Source organism: Anaerotignum lactatifermentans (assembly GCF_014982935.1).
GTDB lineage: Bacteria > Bacillota > Clostridia > Lachnospirales > Anaerotignaceae > Anaerotignum > Anaerotignum lactatifermentans.
The window spans coordinates 1-16,134 of record NZ_JADCKK010000058.1 but is presented as its reverse complement, the minus strand read 5'-3'; the positions used below and the strand labels follow the sequence as shown (position 1 = coordinate 16,134).

19 protein-coding genes and 1 riboswitch are annotated in these 16,134 nt (G+C 48.8%); of the genes, 10 read left to right on the top strand and 9 right to left on the bottom strand.

The genetic code is table 11. From position 1 onward, the window contains the following. Positions 1–236: hypothetical protein (locus tag INF29_RS14545; RefSeq protein WP_207728166.1), on the top strand; the 236-nt coding region annotated here is incomplete at its 5' end. Positions 237–248: 12 nt separating this feature from the next. On the opposite strand, the gene INF29_RS11820 is transcribed toward INF29_RS14545, so the two are convergent. The 3 genes from INF29_RS11820 to INF29_RS11810 are packed head-to-tail and all read right to left on the bottom strand — an operon-like array spanning position 249 to position 2,181. Further along, the gene (locus INF29_RS11820) at positions 249–782 is read right to left on the bottom strand and encodes a methylated-DNA--[protein]-cysteine S-methyltransferase (protein WP_306530716.1); all 534 of its coding nucleotides are present in this window, start codon (positions 780–782) and stop codon (positions 249–251) included. Position 783: 1 nt separating this feature from the next. Then, on the bottom strand, positions 784–1,620 hold the full coding sequence (locus tag INF29_RS11815; RefSeq protein WP_193486775.1) for a deoxyribonuclease IV: 837 nt from the start codon (positions 1,618–1,620) through the stop codon (positions 784–786). A gap of 12 nt (positions 1,621–1,632) precedes the next feature. Further along, entirely contained in the window at positions 1,633–2,181 is a 549-nt protein-coding gene (locus INF29_RS11810) for a helix-turn-helix domain-containing protein (RefSeq protein WP_072853336.1), read from the bottom strand. A 178-nt stretch (positions 2,182–2,359) separates the two neighbouring features. On the opposite strand from INF29_RS11810, the gene INF29_RS11805 reads away from it, so the two are divergent. From INF29_RS11805 to INF29_RS11790, 4 genes are all read left to right on the top strand, one after another. Beyond that, positions 2,360–3,484 carry an SLC13 family permease gene (locus INF29_RS11805; RefSeq protein ID WP_193486773.1) on the top strand — a complete coding sequence of 375 codons (1,125 nt, stop codon included), beginning with the start codon at positions 2,360–2,362 and terminating at the stop codon, positions 3,482–3,484. A 135-nt stretch (positions 3,485–3,619) separates the two neighbouring features. Further along, the gene (locus INF29_RS11800) at positions 3,620–3,934 is read left to right on the top strand and encodes a PadR family transcriptional regulator (RefSeq protein WP_072853340.1); all 315 of its coding nucleotides are present in this window, start codon (positions 3,620–3,622) and stop codon (positions 3,932–3,934) included. Position 3,935: 1 nt separating this feature from the next. Beyond that, positions 3,936–5,312, top strand: coding sequence for a DUF2812 domain-containing protein (locus tag INF29_RS11795; RefSeq protein WP_193486772.1), 1,377 nt, complete (start codon positions 3,936–3,938; stop codon positions 5,310–5,312). Between the two features lie 29 nt (positions 5,313–5,341). Further along, entirely contained in the window at positions 5,342–6,724 is a 1,383-nt protein-coding gene (locus INF29_RS11790; RefSeq protein ID WP_193486770.1) for a DUF2812 domain-containing protein, read from the top strand. Between the two features lie 46 nt (positions 6,725–6,770). Here INF29_RS11790 and INF29_RS11785 read toward each other — a convergent pair whose 3' ends face one another. The 5 genes from INF29_RS11785 to INF29_RS11765 all read right to left on the bottom strand — a co-directional run bounded on the left by INF29_RS11785 (position 6,771) and on the right by INF29_RS11765 (position 10,078). Further along, positions 6,771–7,100: a cupin domain-containing protein gene (locus tag INF29_RS11785; RefSeq protein WP_193486768.1), complete on the bottom strand. Its 330-nt coding sequence runs from the start codon at positions 7,098–7,100 to the stop codon at positions 6,771–6,773. A gap of 15 nt (positions 7,101–7,115) precedes the next feature. Further along, complete coding sequence (locus tag INF29_RS11780) at positions 7,116–7,622, bottom strand: GNAT family N-acetyltransferase (protein ID WP_193486766.1); 507 nt, start codon at positions 7,620–7,622, stop codon at positions 7,116–7,118. Between the two features lie 53 nt (positions 7,623–7,675). After that, entirely contained in the window at positions 7,676–8,110 is a 435-nt protein-coding gene (locus INF29_RS11775) for a MarR family winged helix-turn-helix transcriptional regulator (protein WP_193486764.1), read from the bottom strand. A gap of 127 nt (positions 8,111–8,237) precedes the next feature. Further along, a complete protein-coding gene (locus tag INF29_RS11770; RefSeq protein ID WP_087988818.1) occupies positions 8,238–9,872 on the bottom strand; it encodes a Na+/H+ antiporter NhaC family protein in 1,635 nt (544 codons plus the stop codon). Beyond that, the gene (locus tag INF29_RS11765; RefSeq protein ID WP_191344656.1) at positions 9,845–10,078 is read right to left on the bottom strand and encodes a hypothetical protein; all 234 of its coding nucleotides are present in this window, start codon (positions 10,076–10,078) and stop codon (positions 9,845–9,847) included. The genes INF29_RS11770 and INF29_RS11765 overlap by 28 nt, the downstream gene beginning before the upstream one ends. Next, positions 10,039–10,210: riboswitch (Lysine riboswitch) on the bottom strand. Its footprint overlaps the gene before it by 40 nt. 240 nt (positions 10,211–10,450) lie before the next feature. Between INF29_RS11765 and deoD the strand changes: the two genes are divergently transcribed. Together deoD and INF29_RS11755 are read left to right on the top strand one after the other, a co-directional pair. Further along, positions 10,451–11,170 carry a purine-nucleoside phosphorylase gene (deoD, locus tag INF29_RS11760; RefSeq protein ID WP_072853351.1) on the top strand — a complete coding sequence of 240 codons (720 nt, stop codon included), beginning with the start codon at positions 10,451–10,453 and terminating at the stop codon, positions 11,168–11,170. A gap of 114 nt (positions 11,171–11,284) precedes the next feature. After that, positions 11,285–11,926, top strand: coding sequence for a hypothetical protein (locus INF29_RS11755; RefSeq protein ID WP_193486762.1), 642 nt, complete (start codon positions 11,285–11,287; stop codon positions 11,924–11,926). Between the two features lie 73 nt (positions 11,927–11,999). Here the strand turns inward: INF29_RS11755 and INF29_RS11750 are convergent, their stop codons facing one another. Continuing rightward, positions 12,000–12,575, bottom strand: a complete 576-nt coding sequence (locus INF29_RS11750; RefSeq protein WP_072848088.1) for a VanZ family protein — start codon at positions 12,573–12,575, stop codon at positions 12,000–12,002. A 374-nt stretch (positions 12,576–12,949) separates the two neighbouring features. Between INF29_RS11750 and INF29_RS11745 the strand changes: the two genes are divergently transcribed. The 3 genes from INF29_RS11745 (at position 12,950) to INF29_RS11735 (ending at position 16,041) form a co-directional block, all read left to right on the top strand. After that, a complete protein-coding gene (locus INF29_RS11745) occupies positions 12,950–14,131 on the top strand; it encodes a coenzyme F420-0:L-glutamate ligase (protein ID WP_193486760.1) in 1,182 nt (393 codons plus the stop codon). 79 nt (positions 14,132–14,210) lie between these two features. Next, positions 14,211–15,413, top strand: coding sequence for a class I SAM-dependent rRNA methyltransferase (locus tag INF29_RS11740; RefSeq protein WP_193486758.1), 1,203 nt, complete (start codon positions 14,211–14,213; stop codon positions 15,411–15,413). A 16-nt stretch (positions 15,414–15,429) separates the two neighbouring features. Beyond that, positions 15,430–16,041, top strand: coding sequence for a hypothetical protein (locus INF29_RS11735; RefSeq protein WP_193486755.1), 612 nt, complete (start codon positions 15,430–15,432; stop codon positions 16,039–16,041). Positions 16,042–16,134 lie beyond the last annotated feature (93 nt).

Here is a 16,134-nt window from a genome sequence, read left to right as displayed (position 1 = left end):
CCACACCGCAAGACATGCGGTCAGCCATTTATGGCTGGCATTTGCGGAGCAAATGTGTTGACCCCACACCGCAAGACATGCGGTCAGCCATTTATGGCTGGCATTTGCGGAGCAAATGTGTTGACCCCACACCGCAAGACATGCGGTCAGCCATTTATGGCTGGCATTTGCGGAGCAAATGTGTTGACCCATTGTTCCCCAAACCCTTCCGCGTTCTTGAAAAATGTAAACCTTAGTTTTGCTACAGTTTATTCCCGAATCTTCAGTTGTTCTCCCTGCTCAATGGTCAGCAGGGCTTTTTTGATTTCAATGCCTGCGGCATAGCCTGTGAGCTTACCGTTTGCCCCTACCACACGATGGCAGGGAATGAGGATGGCAATGGGATTTTCATGGTTGGCACGACCGATGGCTCTTGCCCCTTTGGGGATGCCCACAGCGGCAGCAATTTCCCCATAGGTAGCTGTCTGCCCATAAGGGATTTTTCTGAGTTCCTGCCATACCTGTTTCTGGAAAGGGGTTCCTTCCGGTGCCAGAGGCAAATCGAATGTTTTCCGTTTCCCATCCAGATATTCCTGAATTTCCACCGCTGCCAGTTTCAGCAGAGGGGTTTCTGTCATGTCAAATTCTTCCGGCAGACCGCCCATGTCTCTGCCGAATGTGACCCGAACGATGGCGCCAAATTTCTCCCCGATGCCGATTTCACCGACTTTTGTCTGGTAAAACCAGATGCGCTCCATTTCCTCGTTCCATTCCACTTCCATATCCATTTCTTCTATATGCATATTATTCTCCCTCTCTTACTTCCCTGAGCCAAGCGATTTCTCTGGCATAACCGTCCAATTCATTGGGTGTTTCCAGCAAAAAGGGCAGATGTTTCAGCTTAGGATGGTTGATGATACGGCTCAGTGCCGCCATACCAATTTCCCCTTCATCCAGACAGGCGTGTCTGTCCTTATGGCTGCCCATGGGGTTTTTGCTGTCGTTGAGGTGGATGGCTTTCAGCCGTTCCAGCCCGATGATGCGGTCAAACTCCGCCAGCACATCATCCAGATGTTCCACAATGTCATATCCTCCGTCGAAAACATGACAGGTGTCCATGCAAACCCCTAATTTTTCTCCCAATTCTACTTTATCTATGATGGCGCGGAGTTCCTCAAAATTTCTGCCAACTTCTGTGCCTTTGCCTGCCATGGTTTCCAGCAGCACTTCCGTCTTTGTTTCCGGTTTCAGCACACGGTTCAGCAGGTCGGCGATTTTTTCAATGCCCACATCTGCACCCTGTTTCACATGGCTGCCGGGGTGGAAGTTATACATGGCTTCCGGCAGATGGGACAATCTGTCCAAATCCTCCGCCATGACGTTTGCGGCAAATTCCCGCAGACCTTCATCAGCGGCACAGGCGTTCATGGTGTAAGGCGCATGTGCCAGAATTTTTCCAAAGCCTTTTTGAGCCGCAAAAGCGCGGTAAGCAGCAATATCCTCTAAATCCAATGCTTTCACGCTGCCCCCTCTGGGGTTTCTGGTGAAAAACTGAAAGGTATTGGCGCCGATTTTCTCTGCCATTTTGCCCATGGCAAGATACCCCTTTGACGCCGATAAATGACATCCAACCCAAAACATAGTTGTCCTCCCTTATCCTTCGTAATAAACAATATTGGTAAATACGGTCATGACCTCTCCCCGATTGATATACGTATGGGGGCGGGAGGAATCGAACTGTATAAAATCCCCTTCTGCCATGACATATTCCACTGTCTCCAAAACCAGCACCAGTTCCCCTGCCGTCACCAGCAAAGATTCCCGGGTATGGGTGCCGTGTCCTTCTGAAGTAAAAGAAGCACCTGTGTCCAGCTCACTGTTGAAAAACTCAAAATCCCGGCTGCCTTCCGCCCGATTGTAATGATACACACGGTAGCCCTTGCCGTCGTCCACCAATGCGCTCTCAGCTTTTGGCACAAAAAAAGGCTTGGTAGCCTGAATGTCGATGAGCTGGGTATAGGGCACCTGTAAACCGGTGGCAATCTTCCACAGGGTGTTAATGGTAGGGCTGGATTCGCCTTTTTCCACTTGGGAAAGCATCACCTTGCTGACACCGGACAATTCCGCCAGTCTGCCTAAAGAAAGCCCCCGTTCCGTCCGCAGACGTTTCAGGTTTTCCGCGATGATTTCGTTCAGTTCCATGGCGCTTCTCCTTTCCGCAAAATCTTTTTCGTTCTTATTGTACGCAAAAACCCTTTGTCGTGCAACCCAAAAAGGCTTTTCGCCGGAAAAATCAGGGTTTTTGCTTGCTTTTGGCCTTTCTTGGGGGTATAATGTGTAACCGTTGAACAATAATCATGAAGATAGAAAGGAACCGATTATGGGCGCAAAACTCATTGCTTTTTTCAAAAAAGAAACCATTCTCTGTGTGGCAGGGCTTTTGGCAGTCATTTCCATGGCGTGGATTCCGCCGGACGGAGAATACATGGGCTATATCAACTGGCAGGTCTTGGTGCTGCTGTTCTGCCTCATGTCCGTCATGGGGGGCTTGCAGGCGCTGGGCATATTCAAAGCCATTGCCAACACCCTCCTTCACTGGGCAAACGGTCTGAGACAGCTGACACTGCTGCTGGTGATGCTGTGCTTTTTCTTTGCCATGGTGGTCACCAATGACGTTGCCCTCATCACATTCGTTCCTTTTACCATATTGCTGCTGCAAATGGCAGACCTGACAGGGGAAATGATTCCCATACTGGTATTGCAGACCATTGCCGCCAATCTGGGCAGTATGCTGACACCCATCGGCAACCCCCAGAACCTGTATCTATATACGGTTTCCGGCATGTCTCCGGCAGATTTCGTTCTGACCATGCTGCCTTTGACGCTGCTTTCCCTGTTCCTGTTGGTGCTGTGCTGCATGCTGACAAAAGACGTACCCCTTTCCGGTCAGATGCTGCCGCCTATACAGGGCGAAGCCTTTTCCATGCGGGAAAAAGTGACTCTTTCCGCACTGCTGATGCTCTTTGCCGCCTGCCTTATGACCGTATTCCATGTAATGCCTTACTGGACAGTGCTGGGCATCTCTTTGGTGTGGTTCGTATTTTTTGAACGGGATGTGCTGGGCAAGGTGGACTACAGTCTGCTCATCACCTTTATCTTCTTTTTCGTGTTCATTGGAAACATGGGGCGCATTCCAGCCATGCGGGACGCCATCGCTTCCATATTGGCAGGACGAGAAATGATTGTTTCCTTCCTTTGCTCCCAGATCATCAGCAACGTGCCTGCGGCGGTGCTCCTTTCCGGTTTCACAGACCACTGGAAAGACCTGCTTTTTGGCGTCAACATCGGCGGTCTGGGTACCCTCATCGCCTCCATGGCAAGCCTGATTTCCTATAAATTCTTTGTGCAGGCAAACGAAAAAGCCAAAGGCAAGTATCTGAAACACTTTACCATTATGAATATCCTTTTTGCCATTCCACTGTTGGTGGTGGCGTTTTTCCTGTAAGCACTTCCCCTTTTCTTCGGAAAAGGGGATTTTTTTCATTTTTCTTACAAAAATCAAATGCCGTTGACATTATCGATATTCGATGATACTATCAAATCAAGAATTATCGATAATCGAGTATAGGAGGTGGTGGACATGGCAAGAGAAAAATTCCAGACCCTGACGGAGCAGATGTTTTACATCCTCCTGTGTTTGCAGGAAGAATGTTACGGCATGGATATCATGGAAAAAGTGGCTGCCATGACAGCGGGACGCGTCACCATCGGTCCCGGCACCCTTTACAATTTGCTGGAACAGTTCCAAAAAGCCGGCATCATTGCCGAAACCCGGGTGGAGGGACGAAAACGCTGCTACCAAATCACCCAAACGGGATTAGATATGCTGGAAAAGGAATATCAACGTCTGATGCTGCTGACGGCGGATTACCACCGCTATAAAGGAGGGCTTTGACATGAAACGCAAACAAAGATTGGAAAACTTCGTTTTTTATGATACAGAAAGCGTCACCGCCCATTTAGAAGATATGGCACAAAAAGGCTGGGCACTGGCGGATGTAACCAATCCCCTTTGGACATACGAGGAAATCCCGCCGGAAAAACGCACCTACCGCACAGCCTTTTACCCTGCCAATCAGGTCTACGCTCCCAATGCTCCAGAAAAACAAGAGGAATACATCGCTTACTGTGAACAGGCTAGCTGGCATTATGTAACAAACTGGGACAACATGCTGATTTTCTACACCACCGCAGAAAACCCCGTCCCTTTGGAAACAGATGAAGCTCTGCGGCTGGAAGCCACCCACAAAGCCATGAAACGCTCTTGGCTGTCTGTCCATGTGGTGCTGGGTGTTCTGTTCCTGCTGAATATCATTTTCTATGTTTCTGCCCTTGTAAAACAGCCCTTGACAGTCATTGCAGACGGCAATGCATTATTCCGCAACGCCCTTTTCGCTGTGGTGCTGGTCTATGCCTGCATAGCAGTTGGTTCCTATCTGCAATGGCGGAAAAAATCCCTTGCGGCTGTAGAAAGCGGCGGTTTCTGCCTGCCTGTGAGCCAAAACGTGCGGCGTTTCCAGAAAATTTTCTTTCCCCTTGAGATATTCGCCGGTTTGTGGTTCTGTCTGGACAGATTCCTGCCCGATGATATGCTGACACCAAAAATCTTTCTGGCATTTGTTGCCTTTGTATTCCTGCTGTGGCTCCTGTTCCAGAAGCTCCATCTGCCTGCGAAAGCCTGTGGCGCCATCCTGTTTTTTGTGGTGGCAATGGTGCCCATGTTCTACTCCATGGTTTCTCTCAGTCTGAAAACGGAAGAAGCCAAAGCCAATCACACCAGCCCATGGGGCGACCCTTATGTGGTGACACTGCCCAACGGGGAACGGGAAACTATCTTATTGCAAAAGGATGCAATCCCCCTGACCACGGCAGACCTAACAGAAGTACCGGAAGACGCTGTTTATACCACTGCCCGGAAGGAGCAATCCTCTCTCTTAGCAACAAAACAGGAATGTTTGCAGGAAATCCCTGACGGCGTACCACAAGCGCCCCAGATGACCTATGAAATCATGGATGTTTCTCTGGATGCCCTTACATCTCATTGTCTGGAAGCCTATATGGAGCGGGATACCCGTCCCACCCCCGACCTGACTTACGAACCTTTGACTCTGTCCGGCACCGACGGCGCATGGCAGTTATACACAGACGGCGTTCCTCTGCCCCAATATCTTTTTTACAAGGATAACCGCATTGTGGTGCTGCGTCCTGACTGGGGCATCAGCCAAAGGGAACTGGAACAGGCCGCATCCATCCTGCTGCCCACATCTGCCTGAACACTACCGCCCAAAAGGAGGTCTTTCCTATGAAACAAATATATCGATTAGAAAGCTTCACCTTTTACGAAACAGACAGCATTGCTGCCCACCTGTCCCAAATGGCAGAGGAGGGCTGGGCGCTTTCGTCTGTGGGACGTTATTTCTGGAAATATACTGCCATTGCGCCGGAAAAACGCACTTACGGCATCACCTTTTTCCCCGATGTTTCCGCCTTTGACACAGAGCCTTCTGAGGCACAGGAGGACTTCATTGCCTACTGTGAAGAAGCTGGCTGGCAGTATGTGACCCAATGGCAGCAGATGCAGATTTTCTACACCACCAAAGAACATCCCATCCCTCTGGAAACAGACGAAACCCTGCGGCTGGAAACCACCCACCGCGCCATGCGGAAAAACTATCTGCCGGCGATGGCAGCACTCTTTGTGATCCTTTTGATACAGCTTTTCCAGTGCGTTTCTAACCTGCAAAAAAATTTGCCCCGATACCTGACAGACTTTACCCAGTGGTTTTTGCTCCTGCTGTTTTTTGTCCTTGGTGTTTATGCATTGGCTGATTGTCTGGCTTACTTGCGGTGGCGGAAAAAATCCCTTGCGGCTGTGGAAGCCGGCGGATGCTGTCTGCCTGTGGGAAAAGGAATGCGTATCGTGAAAAAGCTTTACTTCTGGCTGGTCATCTTCCTTTTTTGGGGTGTCTTTCTCAGCATGAGCGCACAGGGCTTCGACAAAGTATTTATGTGGGTGCTCCTGATGTTTCTGGTATTTTCGGTATTGGTTTCGCTGACGTCTTACCTCATGCGGAAAAAGAAAGCATCCAGAAATGTCCATAGAGGCGTACTCATTGCCCTTGCCTGCATCCTGCCTATCATCACCACGGCGGTTTCTTTCCAATATCTGATGAATGAAAAGGAATCCACAGAAGGCGAGGAAACCTACACCGCCACCCTTTCTGACGGCACCACTTACACCACCATTCTGGAAAAGGACACACTGCCTCTCACCACGGCAGACCTGACAGAAGTGCCGGAGGATGCCATCTATTCCACGTCCTGCGAGAAAGAATCCTCTTTTCTGGCAAAACGGATAGACTGCGACCAATCCACCCCTGGTGGTTCCCCAGAGGCGCCGGAACTTTCCTATGAGGTACTGGAAGTATCCTATGATTTCCTCATAGAACCATGCATCCGCTCCTATCAGAAGCCTTTCCTGCCGAAATATGCCGATTCGGAAAGCTGGGAACCTATTTCCATTTCCGGTACCGACAGAGCATGGCAGTTCCACGGCGGCGATGGCGCCCGCCCCTATTATCTGGCACAAAAAGGCAATCGTCTGGTGTATATCCACTTCTACTGGCAGGCACAACAAGACCAGCTGGAAAAAGCCATGAACATCCTCTTTGCCCAAACCTTATGACACAAAAGCCGAAAGATTCTCAAAAGGAATCCTCCGGCTTTTTCTATTATGGCAAAAAATCTTCTCGAATAGGTGTGAACACATCCAGCAAAATCAGTGTGGTTTCTCCTGTATTCACCACTTTATGAGGAACATCCGGCGGAAAATAAACTACACCGTCTGTTGTCAGATGAAACGTTTCCCCCTCCATAGTCACGTCACATGCGCCTGCCAGCACCATGGTCATTTGGGCATGGGGATGGCTGTGCAGTGCCAGCACGCCATGGGGTTTGACCTCATTGCGCACCATCATCATTTCTTTTCCATAAAACAGCTTTCTTTCCAATACTTCCTGTTTTTTTGCCGGCAGTTCCGACCAATTTGCAAATCGTTCCATAATCATCCTCCTTTTTTAAAGTAACTTTTCAAATGCGATTTTTTCGCTATTGTCAAAGCAAACGGTACCGCAGTAGGTAAATCCCTGTTTTTCCAGCACACGCTGCATCATGCGGTTATCTCCGTCCGTATCCACCCGGATGCTGGAGATATCCCGTTCCCTGCACAATTCTTCCGCAAAACGGAAAAAAGCAGGGGCTGCGCCTTTTCCTTTGCAGACATCGTCGATTGCCATGCGGTGGACAACGCCGTAAGGCAAATCGCTGAGCCACTTTCCTTCCAAATCGTTGTAACAAGGCTCTCCTGTAAAACAAATGCAGGCATATCCCCGCACCTGTCCTTCCGCTTCCATGACATAGCCTTCCCCACGCTGCAAATCCCCCGCAATGGCTCCTTCATTGGGGTAGCCTGTCTGCCACTGGTCTACGCCGTTTTCCCGCAGAAATACTTTCGCCTGTTCAATGAGGGCTGTGGCTGTCTGCAAGTCTTTTTCTGTTGCTTTGCGAAATGTAAATGGTTCCATGTTTCTTCTTCCTTCCTCTTTTCGTGTATATACACACTTTTGGCAAAAAGGCATTACGCCTTCTGCAATTCCTGTATCTTGTAGAGGGCGCTGCGCAATGCCTGCATGTTGTCTTCCCCCAACATCTCATTGAGGTTTTCCTGCAATCGTTCCCAAATCACATAGGCTTCTTCTATTTTCTGCTGTCCCGCTTCTGTCACAGCATAGCGATGGTTGCGCTTGCCCGGTTCCGCCTTATCGTAGACCCAGCCCTGTTCCACCAGTATTTTCAGATTCCGGGTGACCGTGCTTCGCTCCAGATTCACATAGTCTGCCAATTCTCCTGTGCTGGCTTCTTCCAGTCTGGACAGATGCAGCAGCAGAGAAAACTGCTTGGTGGTCATACCTGTAGGCTGCAAACCCTCGTCATAATAAGCGGTGATGGCATTTGCCGCCCGACACAATGTGATGCAGTAACATTTGCTTTTATTGATCTGCTGATATTTCATGGTCTCCCTCTTTTCGTGTATATACACATAATAAAAGTCCTATTCGTTTTTGTCAATATTTTTTCCCAAAACAAAACCGGCTTTCTGAAAACAGAAAGCCGATTTTTGACAAACATTCTATCTAAAATTAAAGTTCTTTCGGTTTGTAAACCTTTCTTGCAATGAAGATTACCAGAATCATAGATACGATTGCGATAGGCAGGTTGATGATCCAGTTCTGGATGATGGCTGTCAGCACATAGTTCACTGCGGAAACAGCCGCTACCATGATTGCGTAGGGCAGCTGTGTGGAAACGTGGTTGATATGGTCACACTGCGCACCTGTGGATGCCATGATGGTGGTATCGGAAATAGGAGAGCAGTGGTCACCAGCAACAGCACCAGCCAGTGTAGCCGCTACAGTGATAACCATCAGTTCGCTGCTGGGGTCCAGAATAGGAACAACGATGGGCAGCAGGATACCGAATGTACCCCAGGATGTACCTGTGGAGAACGCCAGGAATACGGCGATCAGGAATACGATAACAGGCAGCATCACGTTCAGCACGCCTGTGCTGTTCTGCAGGATACCTGCAACGAACACGTCAGCACCCAGCAGACCTGTGATACCGGACAGTGTCCAAGCGAATGTCAGGATCAGGATCGCAGGTACCATTGCACGGAAACCTTCGGGCAGACATTCCATAAATTCGTGGAATTTCAGCACACGACGAGGGATGTACATAATGAATGTCAGGATCAGTGCCGCAATGGAGCCCAGAGCCAGAGCGATGGAAGCGTCACAGCCTGCGAAAGCGTCTACGAAAGGTACGCCATCGAAGAAGCCGCCAGTATAAATCATACCGATGACACAGCAGATGATTAGGATGATAACAGGCAGTACCAGGTCGATTACGCCGCCTTTGCCAGTTACCTGTGTATCAGCCGCATTTTCAAAAGGTCTTGCGTCTGTGGTAAACAGATCATTTTTCACCTGTGCGTTATGTTCATGCAGATACATGGGACCAAAGTCGAAGTTCAGCAGTGTCAGTGTAATCATGGTAACAAGGGTCAAAAGCGCATAGAAGTTATAAGGAATGGAACGGATGAACAGTTCCAGACCGTTGTAGCCTTCTACAACGCCGGATACGGCTGCTGCCCAGGAAGAAATGGGAGCGATGATGCAGACAGGCGCCGCTGTCGCATCAATGATGTAAGCCAGTTTCGCGCGGGAAACGTTATGTGTGTCTGTAACGGGACGCATAACGCTGCCGACGGTCAGACAGTTGAAATAGTCGTCTACGAATACCAGAACGCCCAGCAGGAATGTGGAAAGCAGCGCGCCTTTTCTGGTTTTGATTACGGAAGATGCCCATTTGCCGTATGCGGCGGAACCGCCGGCTTTGTTCATGAGGGCAACCAGAACACCCAGTACAACCAGGAAGATCAGGATACCGCCGTTATAGCTGTCTGCTATGTTGGAAAGCAGACCGCCGCTGGTCTCATTTGTGACCATAACGATGAAAGCTTCTTTGATATTAAAGTTTGTGTAGAACAGTGCACCGGTCACGATACCTACAAACAAGGAGGAAAAAACTTCCTTTGTGATCAGTGCCAGAATGATTGCAACCAGTGGAGGTACCAGAGACCAGAAGGTTGCGTACATGTTGCTTGTAACTTCCGCTGTTTCCCCTTCCGTACCGAATGCGGTAACGGTAAAGAGCAGCAGAACAGCTGAGCAAACCAGGAAGGTTCTCAGCCAATTGGATTTTCTTTGAAACATACCCCTTTTACTCCTCTCAAAAACATTACATCATTTATGATTGCGCCCCTTGTGTCACCCACAAAGGCAAAAACAGCTTGCGGAGGCAATAAAAAAAGCCCGTGGCACGCGCGCACAGGCTCCGCTTTTTTTCGCAGGAACAGCACACCCCAGGAAGGGGCTTGCTTTTTTTGATAGCGCTCCACAAAAGTGACAGTCCGCCGCATATTCTGCTGCGTCCCAGCCCCGGAGCCATCGGACCTGCTCCCGAACTTCGGCGGATTCCCCTTTCATCCCTTTTTGCCGTCCCGCATTTCTTCCAAAGGGTTACTGATGGTTTCCGCACCTCTATCTGTTTTATTTTCTGTCCGCCAGCTTAGCAGACATCATCTACATCATTCATACCATATCCCACATACAAAGTCAAGCCTTTCTCCTAAAAAAGGACGTTTTCTCCTGTTTTTTCCAAATTTTCTGTACTTTTTGGGGTGGACATGTTTTTTTCCTACCATTTTGCTTTTCATTTTTGCCAAAAACTGTTATGATAAATAAGCAGAAACCAAAACATTTTATTAGAAAAAGAAAGGACGGCGATACCTATGGCAACTGCTCATATTGCAGCCGAAAAAGGCGCATTCGCAAAAACCGTGCTGATGCCCGGCGATCCCCTGCGCTCTAAATTCATTGCGGAAACATTCCTGGAAAACCCTGTACTGGTGAACAATGTACGTGGTGTTCAGGGCTATACTGGCACATACAAAGGCGTACCTGTATCCGTCATGGCAAGCGGCATGGGCATTCCCTCCATTGGCATTTACAGCTATGAACTTTACAGCTTCTTTGGCGTGGAAAATATCATCCGCATCGGCTCTGCCGGTGCCATCAGCGACAAACTGCAGCTGCGTGACATCGTGGCAGGCATGTCCTCCCACACCAACTCCAACTTTGCAGCACAGTATAACCTGCCCGGCACATACGCACCTACCGCAGACTACACACTGCTTTCCACAGCAGTAGAATCCGCAAAGGATCTGGGTCTGGATCTGAAAGTAGGTCCTCTGCTTTCTTCCGACACATTCTATGATGATGACGAAGAAGCACTGCACAAATGGGCAAAAATGGGCGCTCTGGCAGTAGAAATGGAATCCGCAGGTCTGTATATGAATGCGGCTCGTCTGGGCAAACGCGCACTGGCAATGGTAACCATTTCCGACATGCCTTTCACCGGCGAAGCAACCACACCGGAAGAACGCCAGAACACATTCACACAGATGATGGAAATTGCGCTGGAAACAGCAATCCGCATGGACAAACTGTAATTCCACCCCACAGTTATTTGACAACACAAAATCCTGTACGCGAAAAAGCGTACAGGATTTTTTAAATCAATGCCTTTTTCGGGGACAGGCAGCAGAAAGAAAGGGGCTTTTTGTATGCTCAGACAGATTCACACCGGCGGCATTTATAACCTTTATCCGCTGGAGGGCAGCAGTCAGTGGTATTGGGGCATGGACTGCACCGGCGGCGACCTTTACGAAGGAGAGGAACTGTTTACGGATGGGCACCAAGTCGACCGGACGCAGCTGATCTTTATCCATCAGCCTGACGGGAAGGTTGTGGAACCGATCCCTTCCAAAAAAGGACAGTATTTCGGTCGTCCTTTATTCTATGAAAACAAAATCATCCTCCTTGTGGCAGATTTTCCAGAAAAACAGCTTCGCATCCTTGCCTATGACCCGGAAACAGAAGCTATATCCACCCTTGCCACACTGCCTCGCTCCATCACAAAGGATTGCTACAATTTACAATTAAAGCTTTCCCCTTTGATGCTGGTACGTCAGGGACAGGATAACACATTGGAAATCCTTTTCCCCATGCAGAAAACATATGCCATGGACTTGCGGGAATCCTTCCGGTGCCGCCACGGAGACGAGCTGTATTTCGAAACATGGTATGAAGACCCGGATTACCGGGACGAAATCGTCATTCGGGATTTTCACACAGGCAATGTCCTGAAGCGCCTTCCCGGTATCCTCATGACCACGCCCGACGAAGACATATGGATGCTGGACTAAATATAAAGAAAGAACCTGTATGCAAATGAACACAGGTTCTTTCTTTTTTTAGGAATCATAATCAGTTTTCAAATCAATTCTCATAAGCCAGTGTCTGGAAGGCGCGGGATACTGCTACCCCTGCTTCCGCTGTTTTGTTCCGACGCAGCAGGCAGAAGGAAGTCTGCCGTTCCGCTGCCAGGAACATCCAGTAACCGATCAGGGCGCCCAATGTGTTCATGAGCAGGTCGTCCACGTCTGTGGTTCTGCCGCAGAACATCTGCAATACCTCAATGGCAAAAGATGTGCCGAACCCAAAGAGCAGCACATGATTTTCTGTGCGGTACTGCTTCCACAGCAGCGGCACCAGAAAGCCCATGGGCACAAACAGGAAAAAGTTCAGCAAATACTGCATGGGGCATGCGAAAATATCAATAAACAATTCAAAATTGAAGTACGGCGCAAACACCGGTTTCATAAACAGCAGCTGGAACACGCCTGTCACTGCCACAAGCCCTGCCACATAAAAGGCAAAGAGCCATAAACCAATCCGATGGGTTTTGGGAGTATATTTTCCCGCGAATACCGTCTGCCACATCCACAGCACCGGTACCATAAACGAAAAAATCCAGATACTTTCCCAAACCATACGATACATCCAACTGACCACGGGTACTCCCCCTTTCTATTTTTTCAATCTGCATCTAGGATACACCATAAATATTAAGTTTTTTTGTAGAAAACCTTCCAAATTCCTAACAAAACGTATAAAAACATCTTAAATCCTATACAAATTCCTTTGTTTCTCCCATTTTTCCGCCATTGCTGTATTGACAAACGTTCATTCTTCTTGGTAAAATAACTTGTCGGTGATTGAAAAAATCAAGATTCACCCACTTTATGCATCAAATTTGCCATTCAATCCCGTCAAAGGGATTGCTGTAAGCAAAATTTGATGTTTTTTTATTGCCAAATTACAGGTTCACCTGTTTTTGATTGCAAATCATTTTAAATTAATTGAAAGTAAGTAGGAGGTATTTCATTATGGCAGGTACTATTTCCAGAGGTATTAAAGCCCCTATCATCAGACAGGGCGATGATATCGTAAAAATCGTTGCAGATTCCGTTCTGACAGCTGCACAGGAAGACGGCTTCCAGCTGCATGAAAAAGACGTTATCTGTGTTACAGAAGCAGTTGTTGCAAGAGCTGACGGCAACTACGCTTCCACAACAGACATCGCGGAAGACGTAAAAGCAAAACTGGGCGGCGAAACCATCGGTGTGGTATTCCCCATCCTGAGCAGAAACCGTTTCGCAATCTGCCTGCGCGGTATCGCAAAAGGCGCGAAAAAAGTTGTTCTGATGCTGAGCTATCCTTCCGACGAAGTTGGCAACCACCTGTTCGACATGGATCTGCTGGATGACAGCGGCGTAAATCCTTACACAGACGTGCTGACACTGGAAGACTACCGCCGTATTTTCGGTTATATCAAACACCCCTTCACAGGCGTGGACTACGTTGAATACTATGCTGACCTGATCAAAGAAGAAGGCGCAGAAGCTGAAATCGTATTCGCAAACCATCCCGAAGCAATCGTGAAATTCACAAAGAACGTACTGTGCTGCGATATCCACACAAGAGCACGTTCCAAACGTCGTATCCTGGCAGCAGGCGGCGAAAAAGTCCTGACACTGGACGAAATCCTGAACGCTCCCGTAAACGGCAGCGGCTTCAACCCTCAGTATGGTCTGCTGGGCTCCAACAAAGCTACAGAAGATACAGTAAAACTGTTCCCTAAAAACGCACAGGAAGTTGCGGAAAACATCCAGAAAGAAATCATCGCTCGTACTGGCGTAAAAGTAGAAGCTATGATCTACGGCGACGGCGCATTCAAAGATCCCGTTGGCAAAATCTGGGAACTGGCTGACCCCGTTGTTGGCGCTGGCTTCACAGAAGGTCTGAACGGTCTGCCCAACGAAGTAAAACTGAAATATCTGGCAGACAATGACTTTGCTGATCTGTCCGGCGAAGCTCTGGCAGACGCGATCCGTCAGCGCATCAAAGAAAAAGACGCCGACCTGAAAGGCAACATGGTTTCCGAAGGTACCACACCTCGTCGTCTGACAGACCTGATCGGTTCCCTGTGCGACCTGACCAGCGGCAGCGGTGACAAAGGTACACCTATCGTTCTGGTTCAGAACTACTTCAACAACTACGCAAACTAATCAACTGCGCACATACAAAAAGCCTGATTTTGCGAAAAATCAGGCTTTTTTTGCAGGCATACAAGAAAGGAGTTTTTCCATGTCTTATCCTTCCATTACACTGAAAAAAGGCGAAGGCCGTACCCTCAAGTCCGGCGGACTGTGGGTGTTCGACAACGAAATCGCCGCTGTTTCTCCTGACGTTGTCAACGGGGAAATGGTTTCCGTGCTGGACTTCGACGGCTACCCCATGGGCGTTGGTTTTTACAACCATCATTCCAAAATCACCGTCCGCATGATGAGCCGCCACGCTGATACTGTCATTGACGAGGCTTTCCTCCGCCGTCGGGTAGAGGACGCATGGTATTACCGCAAAAAAACCGTTGACACTTCTTCCTGCCGTGTCATCTTCGGGGAAGCGGACTACCTGCCCGGTCTGGTGGTAGATAAATTCTCTGACGTACTGGTGGTACAGTCTTTGGCACTGGGCATCGACCGTCTGAAAGAAACCATCATCCGCCTGCTGCTGGAAACACTGGCAAAAGACGGCATTCACATCCGCGGCGTCTACGAACGCAGTGACGCGAAAGTGCGTTTGCAGGAAGGCATGGAACGGGAAAAAGGGTTCCTTTCCGCACCTTTTGACACCAAAGTGGAAATCGTGGAAAACGGCGTGCATTATATGGTAGACGTGGAAGACGGTCAGAAAACAGGCTTCTTCTTAGACCAGAAATACAACCGCCTTGCCATCCAGAAACTGTGTAAAGGCGCAAAGGTGCTGGACTGCTTCACCCACACAGGCTCTTTTGCGTTGAACGCTGGTATTGCCGGTGCCGAAAGCGTACTGGGTGTAGACGCTTCCCAGCTGGCAGTGGATCAGGCAACGGAAAACGCCAAACTGAACGGACTGGAAAACACCGTACGTTTCCAGTGCTGTGACGTATTCTCTCTCCTGCCGGAACTGGAAGAAAAAGGCGAGAAATTCGACGTCATCATCCTGGACCCTCCCGCTTTCACCAAGTCCAGAAGCTCCGTGAAAAACGCCACCAAAGGCTATCGGGAAATCAACCTGCGTGCCATGAAACTGCTGAAAGACGGCGGTTTTCTGGCAACATGCTCCTGCTCTCACTTCATGACATACGAGCTGTTCACCCAGACTATTGGGCAGGCGGCAAAGAATGTCCATAAGCGCCTGCGTCAGGTGGAATACCGTACTCAGTCCCCTGACCACCCTATTTTGTGGGCGGCGGATGAGTCTTATTATCTGAAGTTCTATATTTTCCAGGTGACAAATCAGTTCTAAAAAAGAGGTAACTGTCATGAAATACCCTGCCATTGTACCTGTTCCCCATACAGGCAAAGAGCATATTACAGACGAAAAGGGAAATCCCGTTTCTTCTCTGCTGGATTTTTGGCGTTGGGCACACTCTGACCTCATGGGAAATGCAGAACGGGGCATTTTGGCAGAATATCTGGTGGCTTGCGCCTTAGATATTCCCAGAAATGTTCGTGGTCTTTGGGATCGTTATGACTTGATCACACCGGAAGGCATCACCATTGAAGTTAAATCCTCCGGTTATCTGCAATCATGGGGACAGGAACACCTCTCAACCATTTCTTTCGGAATTGCTCCCACATTGGGCTGGGACGATAAAACCAATACCTACGAAACGGAATCGAAACGGCAGACACAAGTTTATGTATTCTGTGTCCATCATCATCAGGAACAGGAAACTGCCAATCCGCTGGATACCAGTCAATGGACTTTTTATGTGCTTCCCACCAAAATACTGAATGAAAAAGTGGGTACACAAAAACACATTACCCTTTCTTCCCTGCGAAAATTAGGTGCTGTTCCGGCTTCTTTTGGAGAACTCCATCGAGTCATTCATGAAATCAAATCAAAACCACCCGTTGAACGGGTGGTTTGATCAGACCCTATAAGGGTCTATCTCTTGTGGTAGCCCCCTAAAGGGGGCATTGAATAGTCTGGCAACCACACTTTTAACTCTGGCTGCCCCCTA

Excerpts from the sequence above, each read along its gene's own strand:
- INF29_RS11820 (WP_306530716.1), bottom strand. The coding sequence starts at position 782 with ATGCATATAGAAGAAATGGATATGGAAGTGGAATGGAACGAGGAAATG.
- INF29_RS11815 (WP_193486775.1), bottom strand. The coding sequence starts at position 1,620 with ATGTTTTGGGTTGGATGTCATTTATCGGCGTCAAAGGGGTATCTTGCC.
- INF29_RS11810 (WP_072853336.1), bottom strand. The coding sequence starts at position 2,181 with ATGGAACTGAACGAAATCATCGCGGAAAACCTGAAACGTCTGCGGACG.
- INF29_RS11805 (WP_193486773.1), top strand. The coding sequence starts at position 2,360 with ATGGGCGCAAAACTCATTGCTTTTTTCAAAAAAGAAACCATTCTCTGT.
- INF29_RS11800 (WP_072853340.1), top strand. The coding sequence starts at position 3,620 with ATGGCAAGAGAAAAATTCCAGACCCTGACGGAGCAGATGTTTTACATC.
- INF29_RS11795 (WP_193486772.1), top strand. The coding sequence starts at position 3,936 with ATGAAACGCAAACAAAGATTGGAAAACTTCGTTTTTTATGATACAGAA.
- INF29_RS11790 (WP_193486770.1), top strand. The coding sequence starts at position 5,342 with ATGAAACAAATATATCGATTAGAAAGCTTCACCTTTTACGAAACAGAC.
- INF29_RS11785 (WP_193486768.1), bottom strand. The coding sequence starts at position 7,100 with ATGGAACGATTTGCAAATTGGTCGGAACTGCCGGCAAAAAAACAGGAA.
- INF29_RS11780 (WP_193486766.1), bottom strand. The coding sequence starts at position 7,622 with ATGGAACCATTTACATTTCGCAAAGCAACAGAAAAAGACTTGCAGACA.
- INF29_RS11775 (WP_193486764.1), bottom strand. The coding sequence starts at position 8,110 with ATGAAATATCAGCAGATCAATAAAAGCAAATGTTACTGCATCACATTG.
- INF29_RS11770 (WP_087988818.1), bottom strand. The coding sequence starts at position 9,872 with ATGTTTCAAAGAAAATCCAATTGGCTGAGAACCTTCCTGGTTTGCTCA.
- INF29_RS11765 (WP_191344656.1), bottom strand. The coding sequence starts at position 10,078 with ATGCGGCGGACTGTCACTTTTGTGGAGCGCTATCAAAAAAAGCAAGCC.
- deoD (WP_072853351.1), top strand. The coding sequence starts at position 10,451 with ATGGCAACTGCTCATATTGCAGCCGAAAAAGGCGCATTCGCAAAAACC.
- INF29_RS11755 (WP_193486762.1), top strand. The coding sequence starts at position 11,285 with ATGCTCAGACAGATTCACACCGGCGGCATTTATAACCTTTATCCGCTG.
- INF29_RS11745 (WP_193486760.1), top strand. The coding sequence starts at position 12,950 with ATGGCAGGTACTATTTCCAGAGGTATTAAAGCCCCTATCATCAGACAG.
- INF29_RS11740 (WP_193486758.1), top strand. The coding sequence starts at position 14,211 with ATGTCTTATCCTTCCATTACACTGAAAAAAGGCGAAGGCCGTACCCTC.
- INF29_RS11735 (WP_193486755.1), top strand. The coding sequence starts at position 15,430 with ATGAAATACCCTGCCATTGTACCTGTTCCCCATACAGGCAAAGAGCAT.